The sequence below is a fragment of the Ruegeria sp. HKCCD7559 genome (assembly GCF_013110575.1).
In the GTDB taxonomy this organism is placed as follows: Bacteria; Pseudomonadota; Alphaproteobacteria; order Rhodobacterales; family Rhodobacteraceae; genus Ruegeria.
On record NZ_WVQU01000001.1, the window covers coordinates 1,170,380 to 1,185,736 of the forward strand.

A 15,357-nucleotide genomic window follows, 5' to 3' on the forward strand; every position below is an offset into this window, starting at 1 on the left:
TTCTCCTCTCCAGCGTGTTATGGAAAGGGTTACGGACCTTTTGCCGCAATGGATCACTTTGGTTTCAGTTTTCTTTGAGCTGCACCCAGATGCTTTGCGCCCGCCCCTCGGCCAGGAACGGCAAGGCAACAACGGCATCAGGCCGATCCTGTTGCAGGTAATACCCCGGCCAAAGCATTGAATACGCGCCAGATTGCAGCAAGCTGTGCAATACGTACTGCTCTCCCCAGCCTGGGCAATCATAGAAGAAGCGCTTGGGATATTCGTAGGGCAAAAAAACATCGTGAACGTGGATCACCACCCCGGGATTCAGAGACGGTATAATGCGGCAGAACAGATGTGCGACATCGTTGCTCATCCGCACAACATGGCTGGAATCGATGAACAGAATGTCTCCGGTCTCCAGCTCTGCGAATAGCGCCGGGTCAGTTTCTTCAAGACGTTTTTGTTCGAACCGGTCGACCACATGGGCAATATCGGCGCGAGGGTACGGATCAATCGCGGTAATGGTGGTATCCAGATTGCCATCGATGATTGCCTGACGGGTCACACGGGTGGAATTGCCGCATCCGACCTCTATCACGCGTTTGGGCTGAAAACGGCGGATCATCAGATACAATGCATCCGCATCCGGGCTGTCATAGTAACCATTGCCGGTACGATAACCGGTCTGGTTGCGTGCGGGATCTTTCAGCGCCTCCAGGGCAGCTTTGTGACGCTCGTATTCCGCCACAAGTTGAGAGATGTCGAACCCCTCCATCCCTGGCGACAAAGCATAAGCGGGGCGCGTCAACCCACCCGCCGCTTCGAAGGCTTCCAGCCGCGCCCGTTCATCCTGTTCCGTAACTCTGTCGACCAGTTTCACCCCCAATTCTTCAAGGGCGGCATTGATCTTCGGGAATTTTCTGGGTTTCAAGGCGCTGGCTCCGCGATCTGTGATGCAATGTTCCTTACCGTTGCGAACCGTTTCTCTGCAAGGGCAAGCCTGTCAAACCCTTGGCAAAACGTAAATTTCCGTATTCACTGATGGAACGGACAACTGTGAGGGGCCCCATGCAGCAGGAATTTACACTCGGGATCGAAGAAGAATACCTGTTGGTGGATCGTGACAGCCTGCAATTGTCCGAAGCCCCCGAAGCGCTGATGGCGGCCTGCCAAAGCGATTTCGAAGGTCAGGTCAGCCCCGAGTTCCTGCAATGTCAAATCGAGGTTGGAACCAGACCACACGCCACGGTCGCTTCGGCGCGCGAAGACCTGAAGCGGCTGCGGTCATGCGTTTCGAAACGGGCCGCCGAATACAACCTGTCCCCTATCGCCGTCTCGTGCCACCCGTTCGCCAACTGGAAGGATCAACACCACACCCGGAAAGAACGGTATGACGCGCTGCAACATGCATTGGGCGGCGTTGCCCGGCGGATGCTGATATGCGGGATGCATGTACATGTTGGAGTCGAGGACCCAGCCCTGCGTGCCGATCTAATGCCGCAACTGTCATATTTTCTTCCTCATCTTCTGGCGTTGTCCACGTCTTCGCCCTATTGGAACGGCGAGGATACCGGCCTGTCTTCATACCGGCTGACGGTGTTCGACAACCTGCCCCGCACCGGGCTGCCGCCCGTGTTCGCCAGCTGGGGCGAGTATGAACGGAACACAGGCATTCTGGTCGAGCTTGGGGTCATCGAAGACACCACAAAGATCTGGTGGGATCTGCGCCCCTCACATCGTTTCCCAACTTTGGAAACGCGGATCATGGATGTTCAACCCCGTCTGGAGCACACTTTGTCGTTGGCGGCACTGGTTCAGGCATTGACCCGGATGCTGTGCCGTCTGAAGGATCGCAACCTGCGCTGGCGGCAATATGATCGTTTCCTGATCGGTGAAAACCGCTGGCGCGCACAGCGCTACGGAGTGGGTGAAGGGCTGATCGATTTCGGCGACCGGTCAGTCAAACCCATGTCTGAACTGATCGGCGACCTCATGGGGTTGTTGGCAGAAGACTCCGAAGCACTTGGCACGATGACCGAGCTTGCACAGCTCAGGCAGATCGCGGAAAACGGCACTTCCGCCACGCGCCAACGCCGTATTCATGCCGAGGCATCAGCGCGCGGTGATGATCCCGGCCAAGCCGTCGTGCGCCACCTGATCGAGGAATTTCACGCCGATCTCTGAACGTTTCCGGCTTGCGACCCGTTTCAACCGACTCATTGTTGCGCCTGCAAAATTTCTGTAAGAATTCAGAAATAAACAACCGTTCAATTCATTGCCGACGGGAGGGAGCGTCATGGATTTCGCACTCAGCGAGGAGCAAACAGCCATATTCGACATGGCGCACGCGTTCGGGCAGGAAAACATCGCCCCCTTTGCGCGCCAGTGGGAGGCGGACGGAACCATTCCCAAAACCTTGTGGCCCCAGATAGGCGAGCTTGGTTTCGGCGCGCTTTACGTATCCGAGGAAAGCGGAGGGTCAAATCTGACCCGCCTGGATGCCACGCTGGTTTTCGAGGCGCTGTCGATGGCCTGCCCCTCAGTCGCCGCCTTCCTGTCGATCCACAACATGTGCGCCAAGATGTTGGACAATTTCGCGGATGATGACCTAAAGGCGCGCATCATGCCGGATGTTCTGAGCCTGAATACGGTTCTGAGCTATTGCCTGACCGAGCCCGGTTCCGGCTCTGACGCGGCGGCCTTGAAAACCCGCGCCGAACGCACCAACGAAGGATATACGTTGAACGGTACCAAGGCGTTCATCTCGGGCGGTGGCTATTCGGATGCCTATGTTTGCATGGTACGCACCGGTCAGGACGGGCCCAAGGGGATCTCGACCGTCTATGTCGAGGACGGCACGCCGGGGCTCAGCTTTGGGGCGCTGGAACAGAAAATGGGCTGGAAAAGCCAACCCACTGCGCAGGTTCAATTCGACGACTGCAAAATTCCCGCTGGCAACCTCGTGGGCACCGAAGGCGACGGCTTCAAATACGCGATGATGGGCCTCGATGGCGGACGTCTCAATATCGCGGCCTGTTCTCTTGGGGCTGCTCAGGCCGGGCTGGATATGACCCTGCAATACATGTCCGAGCGCAAGGCGTTCGGCCAATCCATCGATCAGTTCCAGGCCCTTCAGTTCCGTCTGGCGGATATGGAGATCGAATTACAGGCGGCACGCACCTTCCTGCGTCAGGCGGCGTGGAAACTGGACAACGGCGCGCCCGATGCCACGAAATTCTGTGCGATGGCGAAGAAATTCGTAACCGAAACCGGGTCGAAGGTGGTGGATCAGTGCCTGCAACTGCATGGCGGGTACGGATATCTTGCGGATTACGGCATCGAAAAGCTTGTGCGCGATCTTCGCGTGCATCAGATTTTGGAAGGCACGAACGAGATTATGCGCGTGATCGTCGCGCGTCAAATGCTCGCCAATCGCTGAGGCCCCGATGTCAGACATTGAAATTCGCACCACAGGCCGTGCCGGTCGCATCACCCTCACCCGTCCCCAAGCGCTGAACGCGTTGAGCTATGACATGTGCATGGCCATCGACACGGCGATGCGCAACTGGCGGGAAGACGATGCCGTTGACCTGATCGTTCTGGACGCCGAGGGGGAAAAAGCCTTTTGTGCAGGGGGCGACATCGCCGAACTTTATGAAACGGGCACCAAAGAAGATTATGCGTATGGTCAGAAGTTCTGGCGGGACGAATATCGTCTGAATGCCCTGATCTTCGAATATCCCAAACCAGTCATCAGTTTTCTTCAGGGGTTTACCATGGGCGGGGGTGTCGGCATCGGCTGCCATGGCAGCCACCGTGTCGTCGGAGAAAGCTCCAGGATTGCCATGCCCGAATGCTCGATTGGCTTGATTCCGGATGTCGGCGGGTCACTGATGCTGGCCCTCGCACCGGGGCGGCTGGGTGAATTCCTTGGGACTACGGGCTTCAGGATGGGGCCTGCGGACGCGATCTTTGCGGGGTTTGCCGACCATTTCATCCCGCAATCGCAATGGTCTGATCTGATCGAAATTCTGGAAGCGTCTGGAAATGCGAAACTGGTGGCCGAACATGCCGAAACACCACCCAATGGTGAATTGGCAGGGGTGCTGATGGAAATCGACAAACATTTTTCCGGTGAAACTCTGGGCGACATCCTGATCAGCCTGCGCAATGACGATCAGGAATTTGCAGACAAAACTCTGGAAAAAATAATGAAAAACGCGCCGCTTTCCGTGGCCTGCACGATCGAGATGCTGCACCGTCTGCGTGGCCCCTCTCTGACCATGCGGCGCGCGTTGGAGATGGAATACCGCTTTACCCACCGGGCGATGGAGCATGGTGATTTTCTGGAAGGTATCCGCGCGCAGATCATAGACAAAGACCGCAACCCGAACTGGCAGTTTTCCGATACGGACGTCCCCCTGGTGGCCGTCTCGAAAATGTTGCAGCCATTGGGTGCGGACACCCTGACATTCGAGGAGGACTGAGAGATGCAGATCGGGTTCATAGGGCTGGGAAACATGGGGGCGCCCATGGCGGCCAACCTGGTAAAGGCTGGCCATCAGGTTCTCGGATTCGACACGGCCGGTGTTGTCGTTGACGGGGTGACTCAAGCCGATACCGCGACAGAAGCCGTCGCCTCTGCCGATGCAGTCATAACCATGCTGCCGAATGGCGCCATCCTGCGGGCCGTTGCAGATCAGATCATTCCCGCCATGGCGAAGGGTGCCGTGCTGATCGATTGCTCGACAGTTGACGTGGACAGTGCACGCGCAGTCGCGGAACAGGCCAGCGGCGCCGGTCTGCTGTTCGTGGACGCTCCGGTTTCGGGGGGTGTCGGCGGCGCGGCAGGTGGCACCCTGACATTCATGGCCGGCGGGTCAGACGACGCATTTGCAAAGGCGGCTCCTCTGTTCGACATCATGGGGCAGAAAGCGGTTCACTGCGGCGAAGCCGGAGCCGGCCAAGCCGCCAAGATCTGCAACAACATGATCCTCGGAGTGACCATGATCGCCACGTGCGAGGCCTTTGCCCTGGCCGACAAACTGGGTCTGGACCGCCAAAAGATGTTCGATGTGGTAAGCACCTCATCCGGATACAGCTGGACAATGAACGCCTATTGCCCTGCCCCGGGCGTTGGCCCGCACAGCCCAGCCGACAATGACTATACTCCTGGATTTGCAGCCGAGTTGATGCTGAAGGACCTGCGCCTCAGCCAACAGGCCGCAACCAGTGCGGATGCGGATACACCGATGGGACAGGCCGCGACTGCTCTTTACGAGCAATTCGTCGAGACCGAAGACGGCAAGGGACGCGATTTCAGTGCCATGTTGCCACGGTTCGAAAAACGCGGACGTGAATAAGACAACTGGCGGCATCTTGCCCAACGATTTGACAGATATTGGGCAAGTGACCATCTAGGCAGTCATGAACAAATGGCCCCGGCTGGCCAAATCGCAAAGGAAGGCGACATGACGAGATTCTTGGTGACGACGGCAACTCTGGCGGCTTTGGCCCTTTCCCCGGTTGCCGCGGCGGCAAAGAACAAGGCCGGGCATTGCCCTCCGGGTCTGGCCAAGAAATCCGTTCCCTGTGTGCCGCCTGGTCAGGCTAAGAAAATCTACCGAGATGGAGACTTCATTACCAACGACTACCGTTGGATCAATGACCCCTATCGCTATGGGTTGAACCGAAACTATTCATATGTCCGTGCAGGTGATTACGTGTACCGGGTCGACCCCGAGACGCGCAAAGTCCTGAACCTGATCGGCGCGATCGCAGATATTCTGAACTGAGGCCGCGTCTGGGCAGTTATTCTGCCGCGACGCGCGCGCCTTTCAGCATCGGCTTCAGGTATCGCCCGGTGTGGCTGCGTTCAACATCGACTATGTCTTCCGGTGTTCCGGTGGCGACGATTTCGCCACCGCCATCACCACCTTCAGGTCCAATGTCGATGATATGATCCGCGGTTTTGACCACATCCAGATTATGTTCGATCACCACGACGGTATTGCCCTGGTCGACCAATTCATGCAGCACTTCCAACAGCTTGCGTACATCTTCGAAATGCAGACCCGTGGTCGGCTCGTCCAGAATATAGAGCGTCCGCCCGGTTGATCGTTTCGACAGTTCCTTGGACAGTTTCACGCGCTGCGCCTCACCACCCGACAGCGTGGTCGCCTGTTGACCCACCTTGATATAGCCAAGACCAACCCGGGCCAGCGCATCCATCTTGTCTCGGATCGAGGGCACGGCCTTGAAGAACTCCTGCGCATCTTCCACCGTCATATCAAGCACATCCGCAATGGACTTGCCCTTGAACTTGATCTCGAGCGTCTCGCGATTGTACCGCGCGCCCTTGCAGGTTTCGCAGGTGACATAGACGTCGGGAAGGAAGTGCATCTCGATCTTAATGACGCCGTCCCCCTGACAGGCCTCACAGCGGCCGCCCTTCACGTTGAAGCTGAAACGGCCCGGCTTGTATCCCCGCGCTTTCGCCTCGGGCAGCCCGGCGAACCAGTCGCGGATCGGGGTGAAGGCCCCGGTATAGGTTGCCGGATTCGATCGCGGAGTCCGCCCGATCGGGCGCTGGTCGATATCGATGACCTTGTCCAGATGCTCCAAACCCTTGATGGTCTCACACGGCGCAGGCGTTTGACGCGCGCCATTCAGGCGCATCGAGGCGGTCTTGAACAACGTCTCAATCGTCAGGGTCGACTTACCGCCACCAGATACCCCCGTGACACAAACGAACTTGCCCAAGGGAAACTCGGCCGTCACGTCTTTGAGGTTGTTACCCGAAGCCTTTACGACCGTTACCTTTTTCTTGTTCCCCTTGCGCCGCTCGGCGGGCACTGGAATCTCGCGTACGCCCGACAGATACTGCCCCGTGATCGAGGCCGCGTCCGCAGCGATCTGCTTGGGCGTGCCGTGGCTGACCACCTGCCCGCCATGCACACCCGCACCGGGGCCAATGTCGAACACATAATCGGCTTCGCGGATGGCTTCCTCGTCATGTTCGACAACAATCACGGTGTTGCCCTGATCCCGCAGATTCTTGAGCGTACCAAGCAACCGGTCATTGTCACGCTGGTGCAAGCCGATCGAGGGCTCGTCCAATACGTAAAGCACCCCGGTCAGGCCTGATCCGATCTGGCTTGCCAGACGAATGCGCTGACTTTCGCCGCCTGACAGGGTTCCACTTGAACGAGACAGCGTAAGGTATTCCAAACCAACATTATTCAGGAATCCCAGCCGCTCACGGATTTCCTTCAGAATGGCCCGGGCGATCTCATTCTTCTGAGCGCTCAGATGGTTCGGAGCATCCTCGATCCAGGCAAGCGCTTCGCGGATGGACATTTGCACCACCTGACCGACATGCAGTCCCGCGATCTTCACGGCCAAGGCTTCGGCGCGCAGACGATACCCTTCGCAGGTGCCGCACGGGCGGTTGTTTTGGTACCGTTCGAATTCCTCGCGTATCCACGCGCTATCCGTTTCGCGATAACGCCGTTCCATATTCGGAATCACGCCTTCGAAGCTGCGTGTCACCTGGTACACGCGTCCGCCCTCGTCATAGCGGAACTGGATCTCCTCATCGCCCGAGCCCCGCAGGAACACCTGCTGCACTTTGCTGGGCAGGTCTTTCCAGGGCGTGTTCTTGTCAAACTCATAATGACGCGCGATGGCCTCGATGGTCTGAAGGAAATACGGCGACTTGCCTTTCCTCCACGGCGCCAGGGCCCCGTCATACAATTTCAGTGTCTGATCCGGCACCACGAGACGCTCGTCAAAGAACAGCTCGACCCCCAAGCCGTCACAATCCGGGCAGGCTCCGAATGGCGCATTGAACGAAAACAGGCGCGGTTCAATCTCGGGGATAGTGAAACCACTGACCGGGCAGGCAAAATTCTCGCTGAAGGTAATTCGTTCCGGCTCTCCTTCTCGTGGGGCGGTTTCCAGAATCGCGATTCCGTCCGCCAGATCCAGAGCGGTGCGCAGGCTATCGGCCAAACGCGTTTCCATGCCTTCACGAACAACCAGGCGGTCAACCACAACGTCGATATCGTGACGGAACTTCTTGTCCAATGTCGGGGGCTGATCCAGCTCGTGGAACTCACCATCCACCTTCACACGCTGGAACCCCTGCTTGCGCAGTTCCAGAAATTCCTTCCGGTACTCACCTTTACGGTCGCGCACGATCGGAGCCAGCAGATACCCCCGCGTGCCCTCCTCCATCGCCATGATGCGGTCGACCATGTCCTGCACCTGTTGCGCCTCGATCGGCTGGCCGGTGGCCGGGCTGTACGGCGTGCCTGCGCGGGCAAAGAGCAGACGCAGATAGTCATAGATCTCGGTGACGGTCCCCACAGTCGAACGCGGGTTCTTCGAGGTCGTTTTCTGTTCAATGGAGATCGCCGGAGACAGTCCACTGATATGGTCAACATCAGGCTTTTCCATCATGTCGAGAAACTGCCGCGCATAGGCGGACAGGCTTTCGACATAACGGCGCTGACCTTCGGCATAAATCGTGTCGAACGCCAGCGACGACTTCCCCGAACCGGACAGCCCGGTGATCACCACCAACTGATCCCGAGGGATATCGACATCGATGCCTTTGAGGTTATGCTCGCGCGCGCCGCGCACCTCTATATTCTTCAGCTCAGCCATTTCCGGCCCCCAACAAACAAGTGGTTTAGAGATAGGCGAGCTTGCCCGAGTCTCCAACAGAAAAGTTAGAACATTTAGTGAACGTACAGGTTTTCGCCGACCAAATCAAACGATGGGCATGGAATCGAACAGCTCAATGCCTGGCTATCTGGCGAACTTATGATTTTAAGGGGAAAATGGCGCGGTTGACGGGGCTCGAACCCGCGACCCCCGGCGTGACAGGCCGGTACTCTAACCAACTGAGCTACAACCGCGCATCTATTTCATGGCCTTTGTCCTGGACCAAGGTAGGCAGCGATGGCGCGGTTGACGGGGCTCGAACCCGCGACCCCCGGCGTGACAGGCCGGTACTCTAACCAACTGAGCTACAACCGCCCGCTGCATGTTCATTGCTGAACGTTTGGGTGTATTATGGCCACGGTCGGGCAGCGTCAAGCGGCGTTTTGAAGTTTTTTGTCAGAATCCAGTTTTTTGTTTGCCCGCTGTTTTTTGCCCGCGCGAATTGCTCAATTTCCCTTGCAGTGCACCCCCGCGGAAGATATGACCGCATGTCATGGGTGATTAGCTCAGTGGTAGAGCGCTTCGTTCACATCGAAGATGTCAGGAGTTCAAATCTCTTATCACCCACCACCCCCTTTTCGGATTTTCGCTTGGAGCCAGCGGTCTTGCCACGTCGCGCGTTCCACGGCTATCGTGTCCTATTTGGCCTGACAACAGGCCACACGCAAACGCTGAGGTCACCATGACGGGGTTGAAGCGCGACATTGGCCTTCTGGGACTGACCTTCATTTCAGTCGGAGGAATCATCGGTTCGGGCTGGTTATTCGGCCCCCTTCTGGCCGTTCAGCATGCAGGGCCCGCGGCTACGATCTCGTGGATTATCGGCGCGGTTGCCATGTTCATTTTGGCCATCACCTTCGCAGAGATTTCCGCCATGCTGCCCATTCCCGGAGGGATCGCGCGCGTGCCTCAGTTTTCGCATGGCAACATCGTTTCGATGGCCATGGGATGGACTGCCTGGATCGGCTACAACACCACAGCGCCCATCGAAGTCGAGGCCATGTTGAAGTACCTGGCGCCGTATGCGCCTTGGCTGCATACGGCCGAGACAGGTGATTTAACCGGGGCGGGTATTTTCGTCGCGCTGGTTTTCATGCTGCTGTTCGTCGCGGTGAATGCGCTTGGGGTCAAGTTCTTCACGCGCGTCAATGCTGCGCTGACCTGGGCCAAGATCGCCATACCAGTTGTCCTGTCCGTTCTGCTTGTCGCAAGCCGGTTCAACACCGAGAACTTCACACAGCCCGATGGTTTTGCGCCCTACGGCGCGCAGGGAATCATGGCCGCCGTTTCCACCGGGGGCGTTATTTTTTCATTCATCGGCTTTCGCCATGTAGTTGATATGGCTGGCGAAGTTCGAAATCCAAAATTTGCAATTCCGGCCGCATTGGTGTTGTCGATAGTTCTGTGCGCCATCATCTACCTTGGCTTGCAAGTGGCCTTCATCGGTGCGCTGGACCCATCCATGCTGTCCAAAGGATGGGCACAGTTGAGCTTTGGGGGTGAAGGACCACTGGACGCCATCATCATGTCCGTTGGGCTGGTCTGGTTTCTGAGCCTGCTGAATGTCGGATCCGTGATAGGCCCTTTTGGAAACGGGCTGGTCGCAACCGGGTCGAACGCCCGTATCGCCCTCGCCCTTTCAAAAAACGGGTTCCTGCCCAGACGGTTGCAGGTTTTATCGTCTTTCGGGGTTCCACTGTGGGCGCTGGGGCTGAACTTTGTGATCGGAACGGTTTTCCTGCTGACAGTACCCTTTACCACCGTCATTGCCTTGAACGGTGCGGCCATCGTCTTGTCATTTGCCGTCGGGCCCATCGCCGTGGTTTGCCTGAGAAACCTTATGCCAGATCATCCCAGATCGATCCGAATACCGGCCGTGCGTCTTGTCGCGCTGTCCGCTTTCGCCATCGCCACGCTGATCGTCTATTGGAGCGGATGGGACACGGTCTGGCGGCTTGGCATTGCGCTGATTGTCGGGAAAATTCTGTTGCTGATCCGGTTCCGGGGACGTTTGGATGAAATGGACGTTACCGAGGCTCTGTGGCTTGTGCCTTATTTCTCAGGCCTTGGGCTGATCTCATTCCTTGGGCAATTCGGAGCCGGATCGTTGAAACAGATCCCGTTTGGGTGGGACCTTCTACTTTGTATCCTGTTTTCGTCGATCATTTTTGTTCTTGCCGTCCGCTCGGCACTGCCATCGAAAAAATTCAATGAATACATAGCCGAAGAAGAAATACTTGATGCAAAGCAACCCGTCATTGGATTGTAAAAAAGGCAGGGCATTCGCCCCGCCTTTTTCATTCTCTCAATCTGCTTAGTGCGCAGTGGCCGATGGCCCGGTCGTTTCAGACGAGGCTGCGGCGGCCGCGGCGGCCTCCTCGGCGGCTTCGTCCCACTCAATCGGTTCCGGTGTACGAACCAGAGAGTGCTCAAGAACCTCCGAGACGTGCTTGACCGGGATGATTTCCAGCCCTTCCTTCACATTGTCCGGGATATCCGCCAGGTCCTTTTCGTTTTCCTCTGGGATCAGGACCGTCTTGATACCACCGCGCAACGCAGCCAGCAGTTTCTCTTTCAAGCCACCGATCGGCATTGCGTTCCCGCGCAACGAAACCTCGCCCGTCATGGCGATATCCTTGCGTACGGGAATGCCCGTCAGAACCGATACGATCGATGTCACCATCGCCAGACCCGCTGACGGGCCATCCTTGGGCGTTGCACCATCGGGCACGTGCACATGGATGTCGATCTTGTCGAACTGAGGCGGCTTCACTCCGATCTTGGGAGAAATCGACCGCACATATGACGATGCCGCATCGATGGATTCTTTCATCACATCGCCCAACTTGCCTGTCGTCTTCATCCGACCTTTGCCGGGCAGTTTCAACGCCTCGATATGCAACAGATCGCCCCCGACCGAGGTCCAGGCCAGACCGGTCACGACACCAATCTGGTCGTCCTGCTCGGCCAGACCATAGCGGAACTTGGGCACACCCAGGAACTCATCCAGATTATCCGGCGTCACCGTCACAGTGTCCGCCTCTTTCTTGATGATCTTGGTCAGCGACTTCCGCGCAACCTTGGCGATTTCACGTTCAAGGTTCCGCACACCGGCCTCGCGGGTATAGGTGCGGATTATCTTTTGAAGCGCCTCATCGGTCAGTTCGAATTCCTTGGCTTTCAGGCCATGGTTTTTGACCTGCTTGGCGATCAGGTGCTGTTTGGCGATCTCGCGCTTTTCATCCTCGGTATAGCCGGCTAGTGGGATGATCTCCATCCGGTCCAGCAAAGGCCCGGGCATGTTGTAGCTGTTGGACGTGGTCAGGAACATCACGTTCGACAGGTCATATTCGACCTCCAAGTAGTGGTCCATGAACGTGTTGTTCTGTTCCGGGTCCAACACTTCCAACATCGCCGAGGCCGGGTCACCACGGAAGTCCTGCCCCATCTTGTCAATTTCATCGAGAAGGATGAGCGGGTTGGTGGTTTTCGCCTTTTTCAGCGCCTGAATGATCTTGCCGGGCATCGAACCGATATAGGTCCGGCGGTGGCCGCGGATCTCGGATTCGTCGCGCACCCCACCCAAGCTAATGCGAATGAACTCGCGCCCCGTGGCTTTGGCGACCGATTTACCTAAACTGGTCTTGCCCACACCCGGAGGGCCGACAAGGCACAGGATCGGGCCTTTCAGCTTTTTCGAACGCTGCTGAACCGCCAGATATTCGACGATCCGCTCCTTGACCTTTTCAAGGCCATAGTGATCGGCGTCCAGAATATCCTGCGCACGACCCAGATCCTTTTTGACGCGGGATTTGGTGCCCCACGGCAAAGACAGAATCCAGTCCAGATAATTGCGCACCACGGTTGCTTCGGCCGACATGGGCGACATGTTCTTGAGCTTCTTCAGCTCGCCTTCCGCCTTCTCGCGCGCTTCCTTCGACAGCTTGGTCTCGGCGATCTTGGCTTCCAGTTCGGCGATCTCGTTCGCGCCGTCCTCGCCATCGCCAAGCTCTTTCTGAATGGCCTTCATCTGCTCATTCAGATAATACTCGCGCTGGGTCTTCTCCATCTGGGATTTGACGCGGGTCTTGATCTTTTTCTCGACCTGCAAAACCGACATTTCGCCCTGCATCAGGCCATAAACTTTTTCAAGCCGCTCGCTGACGCTGAGTGTTTCCAGCAGGTCCTGCTTTTGTTCGACCTCGATGCCCAGATGGCCCGACACAAGGTCGGCCAGCTTTGCCGGCTCGGTGGTTTCACCCACGGCCGTCAGCGCTTCTTCGGGGATGTTCTTGCGCACCTTGGCATAGCGCTCGAACTCGTCCGCAACGGTGCGCAACAGGGCTTCGGTCGTGGTGACGTCACCCGGGATTTCGGTCAGATATTCCGCCCGTGCTTCGAAAAACAATTCGTTTTCAAGAAACTCGGTGATCTGCACGCGCGCCTGCCCTTCGACAAGCACTTTGACGGTGCCGTCGGGCAGTTTCAGCAGCTGCAACACATTGGCCAGAACACCGGATCGGTAGATACCGTCCTCATCCGGGTCGTCTACGCCGGGATCGATCTGGCTGGACAGCAGAATTTGTTTGTCATCCTGCATCACCTCTTCCAGCGCGCGTACCGATTTGTCTCGGCCCACGAAAAGCGGCACGATCATGTGCGGGAACACCACGATATCGCGCAGCGGCAGGACGGGGTATGAGGAATTCAGAGGCTCTTGCATGCTCTATCCTTATCGTTGGCAAGACGGCGCTTGTCCCTCATCGAGGCAACATCCGGCCATCTCCTGTCTTGGACGATAAAGGTGGGGCCTCATCGCCCTTTTTCAACCTTACCGCCATGTATCGTGTCGCAGCATGAACCGAGGTTTTCGGGACTGCAAGATGTCCCGGGAACATATCCACCAAAATTAGTGCGACATGCATATGCAATGCGCATATTCACTATCAGAACACCTGCTGCACCGCCCGGGACAGAAAAAAAACCGCGGCCACCGAGGTTGCGGCATTCCAGACCTTTCGTGGAAGAGGCGCAGGTAAATCCTCCGAACCGACCGGTGACACCGTATTCCGCACGGTCAAATCCGTCCCGGTTCCGATTCAGCGGCTGACACAGCATTTCCACGGGACCGGTGTCGAACATCTGAAAATCATGCCCCCCAGTCAGATTGACAGTTCGCGGGGCGCGGCAACGCCGGAGGGCCGTATCTTTTTATGATCGTGCACCGAGTGTCCGAGGACTCGGCGCCTTCGCCCACCGAGCACTGAGTGTTTTCGGATGGGGTTTCAAAGGTCCAGACATCTGCAATTGCAGGGCTTGTACAAAAAAATGACTGCGCCGAGGAAAAGGCGGAACATCAACAGTTCTCCGGGTCACATACAAAAACAACTTTGAATAAAGTTGTTTCAGAATACCGGAAGACCCCGCAATTGTCACCTGAACGGACAGGTTACAGGGGCTCGATATCGCCCTGCGCGCGTTGCGCGTGGAACGCGGCCTGCCACGCCTCAAATGAGCCTTCAGCGATCGCGTCCCGCATGCCCTGCATGATTTCCTGAAAGTAATGAAGGTTGTGCCAAGTCAGCAACATGCCCGAGATCATCTCGTTGGCGCGAAACACATGGTGCAGGTAGGCACGTGAATAGTTCGAACAGGCCGGGCAAGAACAGTTTTCATCCAGCGGGCGTGGATCGTCCGCATGACGCGAGTTCTTGATGTTCACGACGCCATGGCGCGTGAACACCTGACCGGTACGGCCCGAACGCGAGGGCAGAACGCAATCCATCATGTCGATCCCACGCGCCACTGCTCCGACTATGTCATCCGGTTTGCCAACGCCCATCAGGTAACGTGGCTTGTCCTTGGGCAGGAAATCAGGCGCATAATCCAGACAGTCGAACATGGCCTCTTGCCCCTCGCCCACTGCCAGACCGCCAACGGCGTAGCCTTCGAAACCAATCTTCTTCAACGCTTCGGCGCTTTCTTCCCGCAGGTCCCGCTCGAGACCACCCTGCATGATTCCGAACAGAGCATGCCCCGGTCGATCCCCGAATGCGTCACGGGACCTGTCGGCCCAACGCATCGACAAACGCATGGATTCGGCGATCCGGTCGCGATTTGCAGGCAATGCAGGGCACTCGTCAAAGCACATCACGATGTCGGACCCCAGTAGGCGCTGAATTTCCATTGATCTTTCTGGCGTCAGCTCGTGCTTCGATCCATCAATATGGGATTTGAAGGTCACACCCTTTTCGGTCAGCTTGCGCAAGCCGGCCAGCGACATGACCTGAAACCCCCCCGAGTCCGTCAGGATCGGTCGGTCCCAGTTCATGAACCTGTGCAACCCGCCCAAACGGTCAATCCGTTCGGCGGTGGGGCGCAGCATCAGGTGATAGGTGTTGCCCAGCAGGATGTCGGCCCCGGTGGCCCGGACGCTTTCCGGCATCATCGCCTTGACCGTCGCGGCGGTACCAACTGGCATGAAGGCAGGTGTCCGCACCTCGCCACGCGGAGTGTTGATCACACCGGTGCGCGCCTTGCCGTCTGTGGCCTTGAGCTTGAAAGAGAATTGCTGGATCATGTTATCGCCTCGGATCGCCGAACCGGGCAGGATTTGCCCGATCCGATCGGTCTTTGCAACCC

10 protein-coding genes and 3 tRNA genes are annotated in these 15,357 nt (G+C 57.3%); 7 read left to right on the forward strand and 6 right to left on the reverse strand.

Annotated features, from left to right (window positions below):
* Positions 1-64 precede the first annotated feature (64 nt).
* Complete coding sequence (locus tag GS605_RS05900) at positions 65-916, reverse strand: class I SAM-dependent methyltransferase (protein ID WP_171723344.1); 852 nt, start codon at positions 914-916, stop codon at positions 65-67.
* A gap of 137 nt (positions 917-1,053) precedes the next feature.
* Here GS605_RS05900 and GS605_RS05905 point away from each other — a divergent pair, with 137 nt between their 5' ends.
* The 5 genes from GS605_RS05905 to GS605_RS05925 all read left to right on the forward strand — a co-directional run bounded on the left by GS605_RS05905 (position 1,054) and on the right by GS605_RS05925 (position 5,780).
* On the forward strand, positions 1,054-2,169 hold the full coding sequence (locus GS605_RS05905; protein WP_171723345.1) for a carboxylate-amine ligase: 1,116 nt from the start codon (positions 1,054-1,056) through the stop codon (positions 2,167-2,169).
* 112 nt (positions 2,170-2,281) lie between these two features.
* Positions 2,282-3,424: an acyl-CoA dehydrogenase family protein gene (locus GS605_RS05910; RefSeq protein WP_171632745.1), complete on the forward strand. Its 1,143-nt coding sequence runs from the start codon at positions 2,282-2,284 to the stop codon at positions 3,422-3,424.
* 7 nt (positions 3,425-3,431) lie between these two features.
* Complete coding sequence (locus GS605_RS05915) at positions 3,432-4,472, forward strand: enoyl-CoA hydratase/isomerase family protein (protein WP_171723346.1); 1,041 nt, start codon at positions 3,432-3,434, stop codon at positions 4,470-4,472.
* A 3-nt stretch (positions 4,473-4,475) separates the two neighbouring features.
* Positions 4,476-5,348 carry a 3-hydroxyisobutyrate dehydrogenase gene (gene mmsB, locus GS605_RS05920; protein ID WP_171723347.1) on the forward strand — a complete coding sequence of 291 codons (873 nt, stop codon included), beginning with the start codon at positions 4,476-4,478 and terminating at the stop codon, positions 5,346-5,348.
* 108 nt (positions 5,349-5,456) lie between these two features.
* Positions 5,457-5,780, forward strand: coding sequence for a hypothetical protein (locus GS605_RS05925; RefSeq protein WP_171632755.1), 324 nt, complete (start codon positions 5,457-5,459; stop codon positions 5,778-5,780).
* A 16-nt stretch (positions 5,781-5,796) separates the two neighbouring features.
* Here GS605_RS05925 and uvrA read toward each other — a convergent pair whose 3' ends face one another.
* The 3 genes from uvrA to GS605_RS05940 all read right to left on the reverse strand — a co-directional run bounded on the left by uvrA (position 5,797) and on the right by GS605_RS05940 (position 9,030).
* The gene (gene uvrA, locus GS605_RS05930; RefSeq protein WP_171723348.1) at positions 5,797-8,655 is read right to left on the reverse strand and encodes an excinuclease ABC subunit UvrA; all 2,859 of its coding nucleotides are present in this window, start codon (positions 8,653-8,655) and stop codon (positions 5,797-5,799) included.
* Between the two features lie 177 nt (positions 8,656-8,832).
* Positions 8,833-8,909 (reverse strand) — tRNA-Asp (locus GS605_RS05935).
* Positions 8,910-8,953: 44 nt separating this feature from the next.
* Positions 8,954-9,030: transfer RNA gene (locus GS605_RS05940), tRNA-Asp, on the reverse strand.
* Positions 9,031-9,210: 180 nt separating this feature from the next.
* On the opposite strand from GS605_RS05940, the gene GS605_RS05945 reads away from it, so the two are divergent.
* Positions 9,211-9,285, forward strand: a tRNA-Val gene (locus tag GS605_RS05945).
* Between the two features lie 112 nt (positions 9,286-9,397).
* Positions 9,398-10,984 carry an APC family permease gene (locus GS605_RS05950; RefSeq protein WP_171632760.1) on the forward strand — a complete coding sequence of 529 codons (1,587 nt, stop codon included), beginning with the start codon at positions 9,398-9,400 and terminating at the stop codon, positions 10,982-10,984.
* Between the two features lie 45 nt (positions 10,985-11,029).
* On the opposite strand, the gene lon is transcribed toward GS605_RS05950, so the two are convergent.
* Together lon and tgt are read right to left on the reverse strand one after the other, a co-directional pair.
* The gene (gene lon, locus GS605_RS05955; protein ID WP_171723349.1) at positions 11,030-13,438 is read right to left on the reverse strand and encodes an endopeptidase La; all 2,409 of its coding nucleotides are present in this window, start codon (positions 13,436-13,438) and stop codon (positions 11,030-11,032) included.
* A 726-nt stretch (positions 13,439-14,164) separates the two neighbouring features.
* Positions 14,165-15,295, reverse strand: coding sequence for a tRNA guanosine(34) transglycosylase Tgt (tgt, locus tag GS605_RS05960; RefSeq protein WP_171723350.1), 1,131 nt, complete (start codon positions 15,293-15,295; stop codon positions 14,165-14,167).
* Positions 15,296-15,357 lie beyond the last annotated feature (62 nt).

Coding starts and splice junctions, on each gene's coding strand:
- GS605_RS05905 (WP_171723345.1), top strand. CDS start 1,054: ATGCAGCAGGAATTTACACTCGGGATCGAAGAAGAATACCTGTTGGTG.
- GS605_RS05910 (WP_171632745.1), top strand. CDS start 2,282: ATGGATTTCGCACTCAGCGAGGAGCAAACAGCCATATTCGACATGGCG.
- GS605_RS05915 (WP_171723346.1), top strand. CDS start 3,432: ATGTCAGACATTGAAATTCGCACCACAGGCCGTGCCGGTCGCATCACC.
- mmsB (WP_171723347.1), top strand. CDS start 4,476: ATGCAGATCGGGTTCATAGGGCTGGGAAACATGGGGGCGCCCATGGCG.
- GS605_RS05925 (WP_171632755.1), top strand. CDS start 5,457: ATGACGAGATTCTTGGTGACGACGGCAACTCTGGCGGCTTTGGCCCTT.
- uvrA (WP_171723348.1), bottom strand. CDS start 8,655: ATGGCTGAGCTGAAGAATATAGAGGTGCGCGGCGCGCGCGAGCATAAC.
- GS605_RS05950 (WP_171632760.1), top strand. CDS start 9,398: ATGACGGGGTTGAAGCGCGACATTGGCCTTCTGGGACTGACCTTCATT.
- lon (WP_171723349.1), bottom strand. CDS start 13,438: ATGCAAGAGCCTCTGAATTCCTCATACCCCGTCCTGCCGCTGCGCGAT.
- tgt (WP_171723350.1), bottom strand. CDS start 15,295: ATGATCCAGCAATTCTCTTTCAAGCTCAAGGCCACAGACGGCAAGGCG.